Raw genomic sequence first — 15,220 nt, 5'->3', positions numbered from 1 at the left:
TTTATCTCGGTTCAAATTCCGGCAAATAAGCAGGTGGCATTGGGCCTTTGTTCCGGCCGCCTTGCTGCATCTGTTCCCACCCATGAGACAGAACCCCAACAGAGCGTGAGAGACAGAAAAGACCACGCGACAAAGGTGGCGGGAACCCGAGTTCGCAGAAGATGACGGCCGTCGCACCATCAATATTCATCGCGATTTCTGTTCCCCGTTGCGACCCTATTTCGGCCTGAACAGCCTCGCCAATGTCAGCAAAGCGGCCCGATACAGCACCGTCACTCGCGGCTTGGCGCACAAGTGCCATCAGTCTGGGCGCCCTTGGGTCGACGGGTTTATGGAACCGATGACCAAAGCCGGAAACGATCTTGCCATATGTTTCACGCCAATGGGCTATGCCGTCCCGCGTGGCTGTTTGCAGGTCAGCCCCATCGTCCATGCGGGCGGCAATATCGAGGTAGAGTTCGGCGCATTGTTCACCCGCGCCGCCATGAACGTCCCCCAGCATGTTCACGCCAGTCGCCATGACGTTGTTCAACCCCACACCACAGGTCGCTGCCATACGCGCAGCGGCAATGGATGGCGCTTGTGGCCCATGGTCCACCCCTGCCACCAGTGCGCTTTCCAACAACGCGGCCTGTTCCGGACTGGGCAAATCCCCACGGGTCATAAGCCAGATCATCTGGGCGAAACTGACGTTGCCGATCAGATCCTGAATCGGATGTCCGCGAAAGGCGATGCGACCCGGCTCCATGTCAATGATTGACGTGCGCCACCAATGACGGACCGCTTTTGCATCTTCGCTCATGATTGCTGCCTTTCTTTTGTGTCCCGCATTTGCGCCGCCAGCCTGATCGGCGCGTTGCGCGCACCGTAACCTTGGTATCCGGATTTTCGTTCGACAATCTCGAAAAAGAAGCCGCGGAAAATCGGGGCGCTGTAGATCTGAAAGTACTCTGTATCGCCTTCTCGGTCATACAGAATATGCCCGGCCTTCAGCCGCTCGACGAAAGTGGGCTCAAGCGCAAAGGTCACGGCCAGATCGTCATAATAGTTGTCGGGCATTTTCAGGCGCGGAAACCCGGCGCTTTGCAAATGATCCGATGTCTCAAGAATATCGTCGGTCAGAAATGCGATGTGCTGAACACCAGCGCCGAATTGATCGGCTAGGAACGCACCGGCAAAGGTCCGGCGTTCTCCGGCACCGTTCAGGTTCAGACGGACCTCGCCTTCTGGGCTGGACAGAGCCTGAGAAAGCGTAACACCCGATGGATCAGCCACATCAACTACTGGCGCTTTTTCCATTTCGAAGGTCGACGTGTAGTAGGTCAGCCAGCTCTGCATGTCCTGATACCGCATCGTCTGCGCGACATGATCGATCCGGCGCAACCCAGCCGGGGGATGAACCTTCGTCCGTGGAACCGGTTCAAATTCGATATCCCACACACGATGCAGATCCGACTTCTCGTCGATGAAGTGGACAACGCTGCCGCCTACCCCTTTGACTGCGGGAATATCCAGCTCTCCTGTCCCAACAGGTTGAGAAAAAGGCGGCGCGCCCAGCATGGTCGCGCGGGTGACGGTCTGTTCAGCGTCACTGACCCGCAGCCCCATATCGCATACGGATGGTCCATGCCTATCCAGCGCGCTGGCCGCGAAACCAGTGGCCTCGGAATTCAGAACAAGGTTGATCGCACCCTGACGCCATAGCTCGACCGATTTGGACACATGTTGCCGTTCCTTGCGAAAACAAAGTCCGGTCAGCAAATCAGTCAATGCGGTCTTGGATGCTTTATCAACGGCAAATTCGACAAACTCGATCCCTTTGGGAGTAACCCGACCCGGCAAACCACTCAGTGGATGATCCAGCGCGGGCTCGGTTGTTGCAACCTCATCCAGTAGGGACACCAAGGCTCGAAAACCATCGCGAGTATAGGTATCGCGGCTGCCTTGTGCGGTGTCACTGATCCGTGCCAGAGACCATGGCCCTGAATACCCGGTGCGCGCCACAACCCGGATGAACCCGGCAAGGTTCAGACCCCCCTGCCCCGGCAAGACGCCAAAATGACTTTTGAGCTTGGAAATATCCAAATTCATCGCAGGCGCGTCAGACAGCTGGACATGGAACAGTCGGTGGCCTGGAATGTCGCGCAAGCGTGCAGGACGGGACCCATCGGCCAGCGAAAAGAATGAATTGAGCGCCAGTCCGAGGTGTGGGCTATCGATTGCCTCAACGATCCTGAGGGCATCCAATTCGGTTCGGATGTGCTTGGCCCAAGGCAGGGCAATCAGCGCAGCGCGCAGACCCATCTGACCTGCCCGATCCGCCAATTCTGCAAAATCCGTTTGAATGGCCTCTGGATCACCTGATGCCTTGGCGTGCGTAGAAGTCCCTACCAGCAGCGTTTTCGCGCCCAACTTTTGCATCAGGGCGAGCTTGGCATCCAGTCTTTGAAAGGCTTGCAGTCTCGCGTCGCCCTGCAAACCCTCGAAGTCATGGAACGGCTGCAAAACGTCTATGGTTAGACCGAGGTCAGCGGCGCGTTTGCCAATCTGCTCTGGCGTTTCAGCGCAGCCTGTCAGGTCTGGTTCGTTCAGCTCAAGGCCGGTGAAACCGTTCCCGGCGATCGTTTCCAATTTATCAAACAGATCGCCGGGAACAGATGTTGTTGCCACGGATAAATGCATCAGCCTTGATATCCGAAGACCCTTGGCAACCAGAGCACCATGTCTGGCAACAGAAGCATGGCCAGCAATGCCACGATGAGAACCGCAAGGAAGGCCCAGATTTCCGAGATGATCTCGCGCAGCGGGATATCCGTTACGGCATTAATCACAAACAGCAGGATACCGTAGGGTGGGGTGATCAAGCCGATCATGGAATTGACCACGACCAAGACACCAAAGTGGACCAGATCAATTCCCAAGGCTTCACAGGTCGGTATGAACAATGGGACGATCACGAGAATGATGGTCGTCGCATCCAGAACGCATCCCAGCAGCAGGATCAAAACGTTGACCATAATCAGGAACACGATCGGACTGATGTCAGCGCCTTCCAACAAGGCCGAAATCGACTGCGGAATTTGTTCCTGAATGACGATGAAGTTCAGAATGAACGCGCCGCCGATCACGATGCCAACAGAGGCTGACGAACGGGCGCTGTCTACGAATACGCGGTAGAGACCACCAAGGCTGATTGCGCGGTAGAACATCGCCGCCAGCATCAACGCATAGAATGCCGCGACCGCTGCCGCTTCGGTGGGCGTCGTAACCCCGCCATAGATCCCATAGAGCAGAATGGCCGGCATCAGCAGCGCAGGGAAAGCATTGGCTGTTTTGGCCGGAAGCTCACGCAGTGGAACTGGTTCTTCCAAAGCAAAACCGCGTTTGCCAGCCAGGTAGGTGTTCATGGCCATAAGAACACCGCCCATGATCAATCCTGGCAGAATGCCTGCAAGGAACAGCGATCCGATCGATGCTTTGGACACCAGCGCATAGAGAACCATGGGAATCGACGGCGGAATGATCGGGCCAATTGTTGCGGACGCGGCGGTAATGGCTGCGGCGTATCCGCGGCTGTACCGGTTTTCCTTGGTCATCATCTCAATGATGATTTTGCCAATGCCTGCGGCGTCTGCAACGGCCGAACCGGACATGCCGGAAAAGATCAGCGAGGCGACGACATTCACATGCCCCAGACCGCCTTTGAACCGGCCCACCGCAGCGACGCAGAAGTTCAGCAGGCGATCGGTGATCGATCCCGCGTTCATGATGTTCGCGGCGACGATGAACAGCGGAACCGCCAGCAGGATTGTGCTTTTGTAAAAACCCTGAAGGATCTTTTCACCGGCCAAGGCGACGTCGAGACCGGCAACCGCCAGATAGGCAACCGATGCGAGCAGGATCGAGTAACCAATCGGCGTTCCGACACCTGCCAGCAAAAACAGGGTGAACAGGCAAACAAGAAGCTCATAGCTCATGACTTGTCTCCTTCTTTGTCCTGATCGTTTTCGTGGACAGCCTCGACCACCAGCTCAAGTTCGGTCTTGGGGGGGCCGTTTCTCAAAACGTCGAAGAACAGCCATGCATAGCGCGCCGCAACGGCAACGATGAAAACGCCATAGATCGAGAAAACAGTCCGCATCGGGATCTTGTCGCCAGTGAACGGATTGCGCACCGTCGTCGTTTTACGGATCTTCATCCAGTCGATGTAATCCCACGTCGGCAGAAGCGTGTAGAGCATGCCAAGCGCGATGGCTGCTGCTGCAATCAGCGCGAATATCTGACGGGTCCGCTTGCCCACCGAAAGATAGATAATGTCGAATTTCACGTGATCTGCTTCGCGCACGACAAAGGCACAGGCGAAAAAGATGACCCAGACCCAAAGGATGCCGATCAGTTCAAGCGTCCATCCCGCTGGCGTGAAAAAGTAACGCAACACGATCTGCAAGAGAAAGATTGCGAAGATTGCCGCCAGCATCCCGCCGGCAATCGCTTCTGCTAATCGGGAGAACCCCCTGATTACATTTTTCATGGTGGTTCCCCCCTATTTTAGCGCGGCTTAGTTGCCCAGTGCGTTGATCTGGTCCAACACGCCTTCTGGCCATGTTTCTGCGAATTCGCTTTCGAGATACATGGACTGCACCTGATTGCGGAACGCAGCCAGATCAGGCTCGTAGATGCTCATGCCTTGCTCTTCGAGGAAAGCAACGAGATCAGCCTCTTTCTGAAGCTGCTTCTGGCGACCGGATTCTGCCGCAGCATCTGCCGCTTTCTGAACGGTGGCCTGCTGTTCTGCGCTCATGCCATCCCAAACACCTTTGCCGATGGCAATGTAGTTCAGGTCAACAAGGTGCGACGTCAGAACAATCTGGTTGGTCACTTCATAGAACTTGGCATCCACAACGGTCGGAAGCGGGTTGTCCTGACCGTCAACTGCGCCTGTCGACAAGGCGGTGTAGACTTCGGAGAAGGCCATTGGTGTCGGCGCTGCGCCCAGAGCCTTGCCGAGGAACTGCCATGCATCGGTGCCCGGCATACGCAGGTTCACGCCATCCAGATCTGCTGGTGTGGACACTGTCAGCTCATCTTTGGTCTGACGCAGGTTCACCTGACGACGGCCAAGATACATGACAGACAACAGCTTTACGCCCAGCTCATCTTCGGCCTTCTGCTTGAACGCATCCATGAGAGGGTCATTGAAAACCGCAACCTGATGTGCTGCGTCCTGATGAACATAGCCTGCTGTAAAGATCGAAAACTCGGGGAAGAACTGTGCCAGTTCCTGCGCCGATGTGATCGACATTTCGAGGTTGCCACGGCTGATGGCGTCCAGCTCGGTGCCCTGAGCAAAGATCGTGCCGTTGTAGCTGGGCTGGTAGTCGACGAAGTCTGCAACCATCGGTGCGAACACTTCGGCCATCGCAACAGATCGCTGATCCGTTTCAGAACCCGATGTCGCCATGCGCAGCTGAATTTTTTCGTCGGCCAAAGCAGGGCCAGCAACGCTTGCTGCAAGGCTCAGAGCTGTGAGCGACGCGATGGTCGCACGACGGGTGAGTTTGGTGATCATGGTTTCCTCCCTTTGATCAGTCCGTAGCTATTTGATCGAGTCAGTTATTGCGGATTTTTTACTGTTTGCAAGATATTTTGTAAAACGTCTGACATTTTAAGCAGCTGGTTTCTGCGCAGGCTCTCTGCTCTGTGCATCAGATTTTTGTATCGAAACGGCATCGCCGGTGGCCGCCGAGATGGCGATCGCCTCGACGACTTCCAGCGACCGCATGCCCTCAACTCCGGAAACCAGCGGCTGGCACTTGCCCTGAATCACTTGTGCGAAATGGTGCATCTGGGTCGCCAGAGGGTCTTCGAAACTGCGAAGCAAGGTTTGCGAACCGATTGGCGTCCACCAATCCTGTGTCTCTTCGTGGCGCCAGACCCGCAAATCGGGCAAGGACAGCCCGCCTTCGGACCCGCCAATCAGGTAACAGCTTTCATTAGTCGCGGGATAAGCCGGATTCTCGCAAGAGGTCAGCTCCCAGCTCCACGGAGCGACAATGCTGTCCGACACCGAAATAGTCGCAACACAGCCTTGTTCGAATGTCAGGATTGCCGTTGCCAGATCTTCATTCTCAAATCCACGTGCAGACGGAACGGCAATCGCCTGAACAGAGCGGACCTCACCACAGAAGTGACGAAGCAGATCAACATCATGCACGAGGTTGACCGAGATCGGCCCCGCCCCCTTGTGTTTGCGCCATGGTGCAGCATCGAAGTAGTAGTCCGGTTTATAGAACCAGCACGTGGCCTGAACCGCCCGGATTGATCCGATTGACCCATTGTCAATTGCCGCTTTGGCCGCGCGCACCATGCCGTTGTGTCGCCGGTGATGGCCAACCAGCAAAGCCACATTGGCCTGTTCCGCCGCCACGGTCAGCTGTTCGGCTTCTGCCGCCGTCACTGCAATGGGCTTTTCGATCAGAACAGGACAATTGTTGGCAATGCAGCAAAGCCCCTGCTCCAGATGCATCGGGGTGGGTGTCGCCAAAACGACTCCGTCGGGTGGCGCTTGTTCGAACATCTGCTCGAGCGATTCAAATGCCGCGTAACCCATGGCAACCGCCGCCGCCCGGGATTCTGCGTCCGGATCCACCACCGCGGCCAGTGCAAGGCCCGGTGACCGGCGCAACACCTCTGCATGACGCTTACCAATAAGCCCAAAGCCCACAACGGCGATACGCGTTTCGTTTTGCATGGGTTGTGTCCCTCGAATCTCGACTTCGAGCGCACACTAATCACTTCAACTGATGTTAACAAGAATGTCTGATATTTTTTATTTCACCCTTTAAATCTTCAAACTTGGAGCCCCGTCATTCTGTGGTATGTATAGGATGAAACCGGAAATCTCAGGCCCAAGTCATGGCAAAATCACTCAACGAAATCGGGTCCTCCACGTATCAGCGGATCAAGCGCGACATCATATTCGGAGAACTTGAACCCGGCTCCAAGCTCAAACTTGAAGGATTGCGGCAGCGGTATTCGGCCAGCATGTCGACCCTGCGTGAGACCCTGAACCGACTATCGAGCGAAGGCTTTGTCGATGCCCAGGATCAACGCGGATTCTTTGTGACCCCGGTATCCCGTCAGGATCTGATCGAAATCGCCAATCTGCGTGTACTGCTCGAATGCCATGCCCTGCGGTTGTCCGTCGAAAAAGGCGACACGGACTGGGAAGGCAATCTGGTTGCTGCGCATCACAAACTGCACCTCATGGAACAAAAGATGATGGGCGGCGACGACAGTCAGAAAGAGGACTGGAAGCGATACGACTGGGAATTCCACAAAGCATTGATCCAGGCTTGCGGGTCACAGAACCTGCTGTCTTTGCACGCAGTGCTCTATGACAAATACCTGCGTTATCAGATGCTCGTTCTGACCTACCGTGGCGACGAAGCCGTGGAAGAACACCGCCAGATGTTTGACGCCGCTTTGGCAAGAGACGTGGATCGTGCATCCACTGTGCTGCAAACGCATATCGAAAAAGGTCTGGAACACACGTTGGCGTCGTTCTGAATCCTCAATCAGCTCACTACCGCCCTTTCGCAACCGTCCACGAAGCAGGTCAAAGATGCCCAACCCTCCTCATGCTGACACGATATCGCTGAAAGCAGACACCCTGCACCGTCTACAGGGCGCAAGCACCGCAACCGTTGCGACGCTCTTGTTCAAACGCGGCTATCAAAACGCGTATATTCAAGGCGCGCTTCCGCTGGGTACAGGCAAGAAGACCATGGTTGGGCCAGCTTATACGCTGCGCTACATCCCGACCCGCCCCGACACCGACCCGCTCGAGGCGTTTCGCGAACCGGATCACCCGCAGCGCGTTGCTGTCGAAGAATGCCCCGAAGGCGCAGTTCTGGTCATGGATTGTCGGGGGGATGCCTCTGCGGCCTCAGCCGGATCAATCCTGCTGACCCGGATGCAGGTCCGCGGTGTTGCCGGGGTCGTTTCTGATGGTGGAATACGCGATGCCGAAGGGGCCGCTGCACTGGATATGCCGGTCTTTGCCGCCAAACCATCGGCCCCGACGAACCTAACGAAACACCATGCCGTGGACATCGGGCTGCCAATCGCTTGTGGCGGCGTCGCAGTCTATCCCGGCGATATCCTTCTGGGGGATGCGGATGGGGTCATGGTCATCCCGCGGCATCTGGCCGATGAAGTCGCCGAAGAAAGCATTGGCATGGAACTATTCGAAGCGTTTGTTCTGGAAGAGGTAAACCGGGGGGTGCCCACCCGTGGGCTCTATCCGCCTACCGATCCCGACACGCTGGTTCGTTTCGAAGCATGGAAAGCTGATCGCTAACCCCGGACTTGCGCGCCTTCTTCAATCGTTGGCGGGGCGGCGTTCAACTGCTCCATCGCAAAACCAGCCGCCGCCTTGTATTTGGCCATGAACTCGCGCCGTTCCTCTGCGGGCAGCACGGTTTCGATGTCATCAAAGACGCCGCCGCATCTTTCGTCCAGCATGTTCAAAAGCCCGAACGGCCCTGCGCCGCGATTGCGCAGAACCAGTTCCGAAACCGGCCCGCACAGCTGTTCGTCATAGGCTTCCAGAGCGGCAGGTGTTGCGCCGTGTCGTACAATCTTGGCGCCCAGCACGCGCGCATCCACAATGGCCTGACTGGCCCCGTTTGACCCCGTGGGATACATGGCGTGGGCCGCATCGCCCATCAGCGCAACGGGCCCTTGTACCCAAGTGTCGACAGGATCGCGATCGATCATCGGATTTTCATAGGCACAATCTGCCTGTGCCAGCATGGCTGGAACGTCCAGCCATTCGTAGCGAAAGTCTTCGAAATGATGCACGAAATGCGCCAGCTCAACGGGTCTGAACCAGCCATCGTGTTGCCAACCCTCGGCGCTGTCCATGGTGACTTCGGCAATCCAGTTGACCAGACAGCTTCCATCCGGATCAGGCGAAGAAATCGGATAGATCACCATCCGGTGTCGGTGTGTGCCCAGACCAACAAAGGATGAGCCGGTGCGCAACGGCTTGGTGCGTACCGTTCCCCGCCACATAACCGCGCCACCCCAATGGATTGGCGGTTGCTGTGGATGCATCTGCGCCCGCACCACCGAATGAATCCCGTCAGCACCGATCAACAATCGGCCTGTCACACGTGTTCCATCGCTCAACGAAACCTGAACAGACTCTGCGCCTGCTGAATAACCCTCAACCTTAACACCCAGACGGACCGACTCCTGTCCGAGTCGGTCCAACACGGTGCGGTAGAGCAGCATGTGCAACTCGCCGCGATGGACCGCATACTGCGGCCAGCGATACCCGGCCTGCATTCCGCGTGGCTCGGCGTAGACTTCTTTGCCATTCAGCCCAACCAAAGCCCATTCGCGCGCCTGGACGCCGACCCGGTCAAGCGCGTCTGCGCCAATACCCAGATCGAACAGTTCGCGCACTGCGTTGGGCTGGATGTTGATCCCGACACCCAATGGTTTCATGTCGCGCGAGGCTTCGATGACAAGGCAAGGAACACCGATCTGGTGCAGGGTCAGCGCCAGTGCAAGGCCGCCGATCCCGCCACCGGCAATAATGACAGGCTCATTCACATCAGGACCTCTTGGGTGTTCAGGATTTTCGCTGCCAGAGCTTTTAACACGCGGGCGTCCGAATGCGCATCCGCAACGGCATCAATCCGCGCCCAAACGGCACGCAAAGCCAGATCAGCCGTCAGCCGATAGAACCGGTGGGCCAGTTCGGTCGCATCCTTTGCCGCGGCGATCTCGTCCTTGACGGTCGCCCAACGGGCCAGAGTGGGCCGCACCCGCTCGTCATGTCCAGCCAGTTCCCGGCACAGCGTTTCAAATCCATCAGCGCCACCACTCCGCAGCCCACGCGTGGCAAGGCTTCGCGTATGAATGCCATTTGCCCCCTCATAAATCGCGCAGATACGGGCATCGCGCCAGATCTGCTCGATCCCGTATTCCTTGAGGTACCCATATCCTCCTAGCACCTGAATTCCGAGATCGGCGGCCTGAATACCTGCTTCTGATCCAAGCACCTTGCAAAGAGGTGTCAGAAACTCGACCAGTTCTGGCCGATTCCCCAATTCCAGCTCAACCAATGCGATGTGGCAAAGCGCCCTTGAGCCAAGCTCTAGCATGCGCTGGGTTTCGATCATGCGCCGAACGTCCGCGTGGTCGTGCAGGACGGCAGTGGCCCCGTCAGCCCCCCTGCCCTGCTTTCGTTCGGCTGCATAGCTAGCGGTGATATCTGCCGCACGCGCGGCATGGGCCACACCTTGCAAAGCAACATCCAACCGCGCGTGGTTCATAAGCGTGAACATCGCCTTAAGCCCTGCGCCTTCCTCACCAACCAACTCGGCCTTGGCATCGTCAAAAAGCATCTGACAGGTAGGCGAGGCATGCAGCCCCAGCTTTCCCTCCAGACGCGTAACCCGAGCCGCGGGCTGGCGGCGGCACAAGAACAACGACAAACCGACAATACCGGCGTCGGCCGGTCCGCTCCGTGCCAGCACCAAGTGCAAGATATCATCGGACAGATCCTGATCCCCACCCGAAATGAATATCTTTTCACCGTTCAGCACCCATCCGTCCTGATCCGGTTTCGCGGTGGTTCTGATCGCGGAAAGATCAGAGCCCGCTGCCGGTTCCGTCAGACACATGGTCGACAAAACGGACCCATCCGCCAGACCCGGAATCCATGTGTCCTGTTGCTTCTGCGAGCCAAATCGCTGCAGAGTCGCGATCGCGCCCGGTACCAGATTGCACACCATCTGCAATGCGTGGTTGGCACCCGAGAAAATCTCGGACACCCCTGCCCCATAGACCGACGACAGCCCCATTCCGCCATATTCTTCTGGCGCAGCCAGCCCCTGCCATCCGCCTGCAGCAAGTTGGGCAAACGCATTCCCGAAACCCTCGGGCATCCGGACGCGACCGTTTTGCAATTGCGCACCCTGCTCATCCCCAACAGCGTTCAGCGGCGCGATCACAGATTCCGCGAAAGGGGCGAAATGGTTCAGGATATCCGATGCAATCACCGCGTCCCATTCGTCCAGACGCGCGGCATCGGCAACGTGGTTCAACGAAAACAGGATATCTTCGGCGGGGGCTTTGAAGCTGGTCATGGTGCTCAATTCAAAAGGACAGGCAGGTTGATAGGTCCGCGAAAACCAAAGCCCCGCCAAATCACCGCATCCGGGTCGGGCAGCGTCATATTGTGAAAACGGTCAAACAGCACTGGCAGCATGATCTGTGCAATCGCCCGGCGCGCCACATGAGTGCCCTGGCAGAAATGCGGCCCGTTGCCAAAACTTTGGTGCTGGGTCTTTTCACGGTAGACGTTGAAGGTCTCTCCATCCTCCACGACCTCTTCGTCACGGTTGGCGCTAGCCTGAATGGTCATGACCGTCTCGCCCTTTTCAATCAGGCAACCACGGATCTCCGTATCCTCTTTGACCAGCCGCGACGAGGCCGAGATTGGCGCAACCCAGCGCACCCCTTCCTCAAAGGCTTTGTCCCAATCTCCCTGACGCTTGACCTGTTCCAACTGTTCCGGATTTGTCAGCAATCCGAACAGAATGGTGTTCAACGCATCTCTTGGCTCGTTGATGCCCCCGCCGATGGCAATCTTGATATTGGCATAGATCTGGGTCTGCTCAATCGGGTCGTCGGCATTCAGCATGACCGAGAGGGCAGAATTGTTCGGCTCTGCCCTGTGCCGGTCTTGCAGCCGGTCAAAAAGAGCGTGCATTTCTTCGTTAGCCAGATCCGAGCGAGCAAATGGGGCATCCTTCCAACCGAAGTTACCTGCGCCATCGATCAACGCCTGAGACCAACGCTGCATCTCGTCGTCGCTGGCCTCTTCGAGGCCTAGGAGCACTGCCAGCCCCCGCGCGGCATAGGGCCCAGAGAGTGCCGGAAACAGATCCACCACCTCTCCACGGGGCAGGCGCGCAACGTAGTCCTCGGCAATCCGCTGATAGCGAGGGACCCATTCGTCTCGGATGACGCGCGGGGCAAAAGCCGGAGCCATGGCCATGCGTTCGCGCAGGTGTGCCTCCCCATCCTTCCGCATGAGGGTATGCGCCCAAAAGGCGCGCTTCATGGGTGTTACAGGATCGTCTGAACTGAAGATGTCAGGGTTGTCCTTGACGTATTTTGTATCGGCCGCCTTGGTCAGAAAGATACGCCGTGCCTGACTGATCCGGCACACGGGCGCGTCAGCCCGCAGGCGGCGATAGATCGGAAAGGGATCGCGATCCAGCGCCTCAAGAGTGATCTGATCACTGACGGGGACCGGCCGTGCCACTATGCTTCACCCAGCAACCGCAGCGCATTTTCCTTGAGGATCAAAGGCCGTACTTCATCCTTGAACGGTGCCGCTTCGAAATCAGCCAACCAGCGGTCAGGCGTGATTGCAGGCCAGTCAGATCCGAAGAGCATTTTTTTCTTCAGGATAGAATTGGCATAGCGAATGAAGGTTTCCGGGAAATACTTCGGGCTCCAACCGCTCATGTCATAGTAGACATTCGGTTTGTGCTGGCACACGGCCAGCCCTTCTTCGGTCCAGGGGAAGCTGGGATGCGCGAGGATGATCGGCATGTCCGGAAAATCAACCGCGACGTCATCAAGATGCATCGGGTTGGAATACTTCAGGCGCATTCCCATCCCGCCACGCATACCAGAACCAACACCAGTCTGACCGGTATGGAACAGGGTGATCACACCCTCTTCGGCGCAGGCTTCCAGAACAGTGTAACAGGCTTCTCGGTCATTAGGGAAAAAGCCCTGCATTGTCGGATGGAACTTGAACCCGCGCACGCCGAAATCACGCACCAACCGCCGCACTTCCCGCGCGCCCGCCTTGCCCTTGTGCGGATCGATGGACGCAAAAGGGATCAGGATATCGTCATTTTCGGCACAGATCTGCGCAACTTCTTCGTTTGAATACCGCTTGAACCCCGTTTCACGTTCGGCATCGACTGGGAAGATAACCGCCGCAATGTTGCGTTCCCGATAGTAGGCTGCGGTGTCCTGAACCGTGGGCAGCATGCCTTCGGCACCGGCCGGATTCTTGAAATAGGCGGCCATGCCTGCCTGAAATTCGTTGTAGCCGTCATCGCGACCGTGGTTGCAGGGCTCTTCGGCGTGCGTGTGAAAATCGATGGCTTTGACCGCGCTGAAATCAACCATTGCATTCTCCTCCGATGCTGCCCTTGGCCATGCGCCGGGGCTGTTTAGAATGCTATACAGAAAAACCGTTATCCTATACAACAAATTTGCTGCGCACTCGGCAAACCAAGACCGGAGGACAAAAACAGATGCAGTATCATGATAACGGCTTTCGCCCCGGTGATCCTGATTTGAAACCGGCGTCGCACCAAGACCCCGGCGATCCGTTGGACGTACTTATCGTTGGTGCCGGACCGGCCGGATTGACACTGGCAGCGTATCTGGCTGGTTTCCCGGGCATCCGGACTGCAATCGTGGAACGCAAATCCGGCCCGATGGAAAAAGGCCAAGCCGATGGCGTGTCCTGCCGATCGATGGAGATGTTTCAGACCTTTGGATTTGTCGAAAGCGTCAAGCGCGAAGCCTATTGGGTCAACGAAGCAACCTTCTGGAAACCCGATCCCGACAACCCCGCGGCCATCGTTCGAAACGGCCGGGTGCAAGACGTTGAAGATGGCCTGTCCGAAATGCCTCATGTCATTCTCAATCAGGCACGCGTGCATGACATGTATCTCAATGTCATGCGCAATTCTCCAACTCGGCTGGAGCCTTTGTACGATCGCCAGCTGGTTGATCTGAAACGGGACGCATCCGGTGTCACCGTGACGCTCGATCACAACGGACAGAGTGAGGTCATGCGCGCGAAATACGTTGTTGGCTGCGACGGCGCGCGCAGCAACGTGCGCCGCGCCATCGGGCGAACACTTGAGGGCGACAGCGCCCATCAGGCGTGGGGCGTCATGGATGTGCTGTGCAACACCGACTTCCCGGACGTTCGGTTCAAAAGCCTCATCCAATCGGCAAACGAAGGCACTGTATTGGTGATCCCGCGCGAAGGCGGATACCTCGTGCGGCTCTATGTCGAAATGGACAAGCTGAGTCCGGACGAACGGGTCAGCCAGCGCGACCTGACAGCAGAGGATTTGATCGCGGCCGCCAACCGTATTCTGGCCCCCTACTCTATCGATGTAGCAGAGGTCGCTTGGTGGTCGGTCTACGAAATCGGCCAGCGCCTGACCGACTGCTTTGACGACCGCGCCGAGGGGCAAGACCCGCGCGTGTTCATCGCTGGCGATGCCTGCCACACCCACAGCCCCAAGGCGGGTCAGGGGATGAATGTGTCCATGGGGGACGCCTTTAATCTGGGTTGGAAACTGGTCTCGGTTTTGTTGGGCCGATCAGATGAGACACTGTTACGGAGCTATTCGGACGAACGTCAGGCCGTGGCGCAAACACTGATCGATTTTGACGAAGAATGGGCCCGCATCATGAGCGCTGCGCCGGAAACCCAAGAAGGCGACAGCGCGCCAAGGTTCCAACAGTACTTCATAGAGCATGGGCGCTACACGGCCGGCGTGTCGGTCCGGTATAACCCTTCTGCACTGACAGCCGGAGACGGCAAGCAGCATCTGGCCACCGGATTTCCCATTGGTATGCGATTTCACTCGGCCCCGGTTGTACGCCTCGCTGATGGCAAACCCCTGCATCTGGGCCATGTCCAGAAAACCGATTCCCGTTGGGTGATTTTCGCCTTTACCGCCAAGGGCAAACCCGAAGAGCAACTGAGCCAACTCCATTCGCTTTGCAGTGAGTTAGACCCTGTTCTGGCAAGAATAACCCCCAACGGCGCAGATCTGGACGCCGTTATCGATCTACGGGCCGTTCTGCAATGCCATCACCACAACCTCGACATCACCCAAATGCCGGATCGGTTGTTCCCGCCCAAGGGTCGTTTGGCGCTGCGGGACTACGAAAAGGTGTTTTGCCCGGACCCGGCAGGCGAAGACCTCTTTGATCTGCGCGGAATTGATCGTGAGAGAGGCTGCCTCGTGCTGGTGCGACCCGATCAATACGTCGCCGGACTCTTTGAGCTGACCGACACAGAGTCACTGGGCCGCATGCTGAATGGCGTATTCAAAGCAATCTGAAGGCTCTGCCTAACACCGGA

At 57.2% G+C, this 15,220-nt stretch carries 13 protein-coding genes; 3 read left to right on the top strand and 10 right to left on the bottom strand.

Features of this window, described 5'->3' with window-relative positions; genetic code table 11:
• Position 1: 1 nt before the first annotated feature.
• From PFY00_RS18390 to PFY00_RS18365, 6 genes are all read right to left on the bottom strand, one after another.
• The gene (locus PFY00_RS18390; RefSeq protein WP_271434064.1) at positions 2-802 is read right to left on the bottom strand and encodes a citryl-CoA lyase; all 801 of its coding nucleotides are present in this window, start codon (positions 800-802) and stop codon (positions 2-4) included.
• Positions 799-2,682 carry a bifunctional sugar phosphate isomerase/epimerase/4-hydroxyphenylpyruvate dioxygenase family protein gene (locus PFY00_RS18385; RefSeq protein ID WP_271434063.1) on the bottom strand — a complete coding sequence of 628 codons (1,884 nt, stop codon included), beginning with the start codon at positions 2,680-2,682 and terminating at the stop codon, positions 799-801. Before PFY00_RS18385 ends, PFY00_RS18390 begins: the two co-directional genes overlap by 4 nt.
• Positions 2,682-3,977, bottom strand: coding sequence for a TRAP transporter large permease (locus PFY00_RS18380; protein ID WP_271434062.1), 1,296 nt, complete (start codon positions 3,975-3,977; stop codon positions 2,682-2,684). The genes PFY00_RS18385 and PFY00_RS18380 overlap by 1 nt, the downstream gene beginning before the upstream one ends.
• Complete coding sequence (locus PFY00_RS18375; protein WP_271434061.1) at positions 3,974-4,531, bottom strand: TRAP transporter small permease; 558 nt, start codon at positions 4,529-4,531, stop codon at positions 3,974-3,976. The genes PFY00_RS18380 and PFY00_RS18375 overlap by 4 nt, the downstream gene beginning before the upstream one ends.
• 27 nt (positions 4,532-4,558) lie before the next feature.
• The gene (gene dctP / locus PFY00_RS18370; protein WP_271434060.1) at positions 4,559-5,569 is read right to left on the bottom strand and encodes a TRAP transporter substrate-binding protein DctP; all 1,011 of its coding nucleotides are present in this window, start codon (positions 5,567-5,569) and stop codon (positions 4,559-4,561) included.
• Between the two features lie 96 nt (positions 5,570-5,665).
• A complete protein-coding gene (locus tag PFY00_RS18365; protein ID WP_271434059.1) occupies positions 5,666-6,751 on the bottom strand; it encodes a Gfo/Idh/MocA family protein in 1,086 nt (361 codons plus the stop codon).
• A 164-nt stretch (positions 6,752-6,915) separates the two neighbouring features.
• Here PFY00_RS18365 and PFY00_RS18360 point away from each other — a divergent pair, with 164 nt between their 5' ends.
• Both PFY00_RS18360 and PFY00_RS18355 read left to right on the top strand, forming a co-directional pair.
• Positions 6,916-7,569 carry a GntR family transcriptional regulator gene (locus tag PFY00_RS18360; protein ID WP_271434058.1) on the top strand — a complete coding sequence of 218 codons (654 nt, stop codon included), beginning with the start codon at positions 6,916-6,918 and terminating at the stop codon, positions 7,567-7,569.
• 55 nt (positions 7,570-7,624) lie between these two features.
• A complete protein-coding gene (locus PFY00_RS18355) occupies positions 7,625-8,362 on the top strand; it encodes a ribonuclease activity regulator RraA (RefSeq protein ID WP_271434057.1) in 738 nt (245 codons plus the stop codon).
• Here the strand turns inward: PFY00_RS18355 and PFY00_RS18350 are convergent.
• Genes PFY00_RS18350 through PFY00_RS18335 form a run of 4 tightly spaced genes read right to left on the bottom strand, consistent with a single transcriptional unit; the run spans position 8,359 to position 13,233 of the window.
• On the bottom strand, positions 8,359-9,624 hold the full coding sequence (locus PFY00_RS18350; RefSeq protein WP_271434056.1) for a flavin-dependent oxidoreductase: 1,266 nt from the start codon (positions 9,622-9,624) through the stop codon (positions 8,359-8,361). The genes PFY00_RS18355 and PFY00_RS18350 overlap by 4 nt on opposite strands.
• Positions 9,621-11,165 carry an acyl-CoA dehydrogenase family protein gene (locus tag PFY00_RS18345; protein WP_271434055.1) on the bottom strand — a complete coding sequence of 515 codons (1,545 nt, stop codon included), beginning with the start codon at positions 11,163-11,165 and terminating at the stop codon, positions 9,621-9,623. The genes PFY00_RS18350 and PFY00_RS18345 overlap by 4 nt, the downstream gene beginning before the upstream one ends.
• 5 nt (positions 11,166-11,170) lie before the next feature.
• Positions 11,171-12,349, bottom strand: coding sequence for a cytochrome P450 (locus PFY00_RS18340; RefSeq protein ID WP_271434054.1), 1,179 nt, complete (start codon positions 12,347-12,349; stop codon positions 11,171-11,173).
• Positions 12,349-13,233 (bottom strand): amidohydrolase family protein, encoded by an 885-nt coding sequence (locus tag PFY00_RS18335; protein ID WP_271434053.1) that lies wholly within the window; start codon positions 13,231-13,233, stop codon positions 12,349-12,351. Before PFY00_RS18335 ends, PFY00_RS18340 begins: the two co-directional genes overlap by 1 nt.
• 128 nt (positions 13,234-13,361) lie before the next feature.
• Here PFY00_RS18335 and PFY00_RS18330 point away from each other — a divergent pair, with 128 nt between their 5' ends.
• Positions 13,362-15,200: an FAD-dependent monooxygenase gene (locus PFY00_RS18330; RefSeq protein ID WP_271434052.1), complete on the top strand. Its 1,839-nt coding sequence runs from the start codon at positions 13,362-13,364 to the stop codon at positions 15,198-15,200.
• Positions 15,201-15,220 lie beyond the last annotated feature (20 nt).

This window comes from Thalassococcus lentus (genome assembly GCF_028023555.1).
Classification (GTDB): Bacteria; Pseudomonadota; Alphaproteobacteria; order Rhodobacterales; family Rhodobacteraceae; genus Thalassococcus_A; species Thalassococcus_A lentus.
The sequence above is the reverse complement of the archived record's forward strand: the minus strand, read 5'-3'. Positions and strand labels throughout refer to the sequence as shown.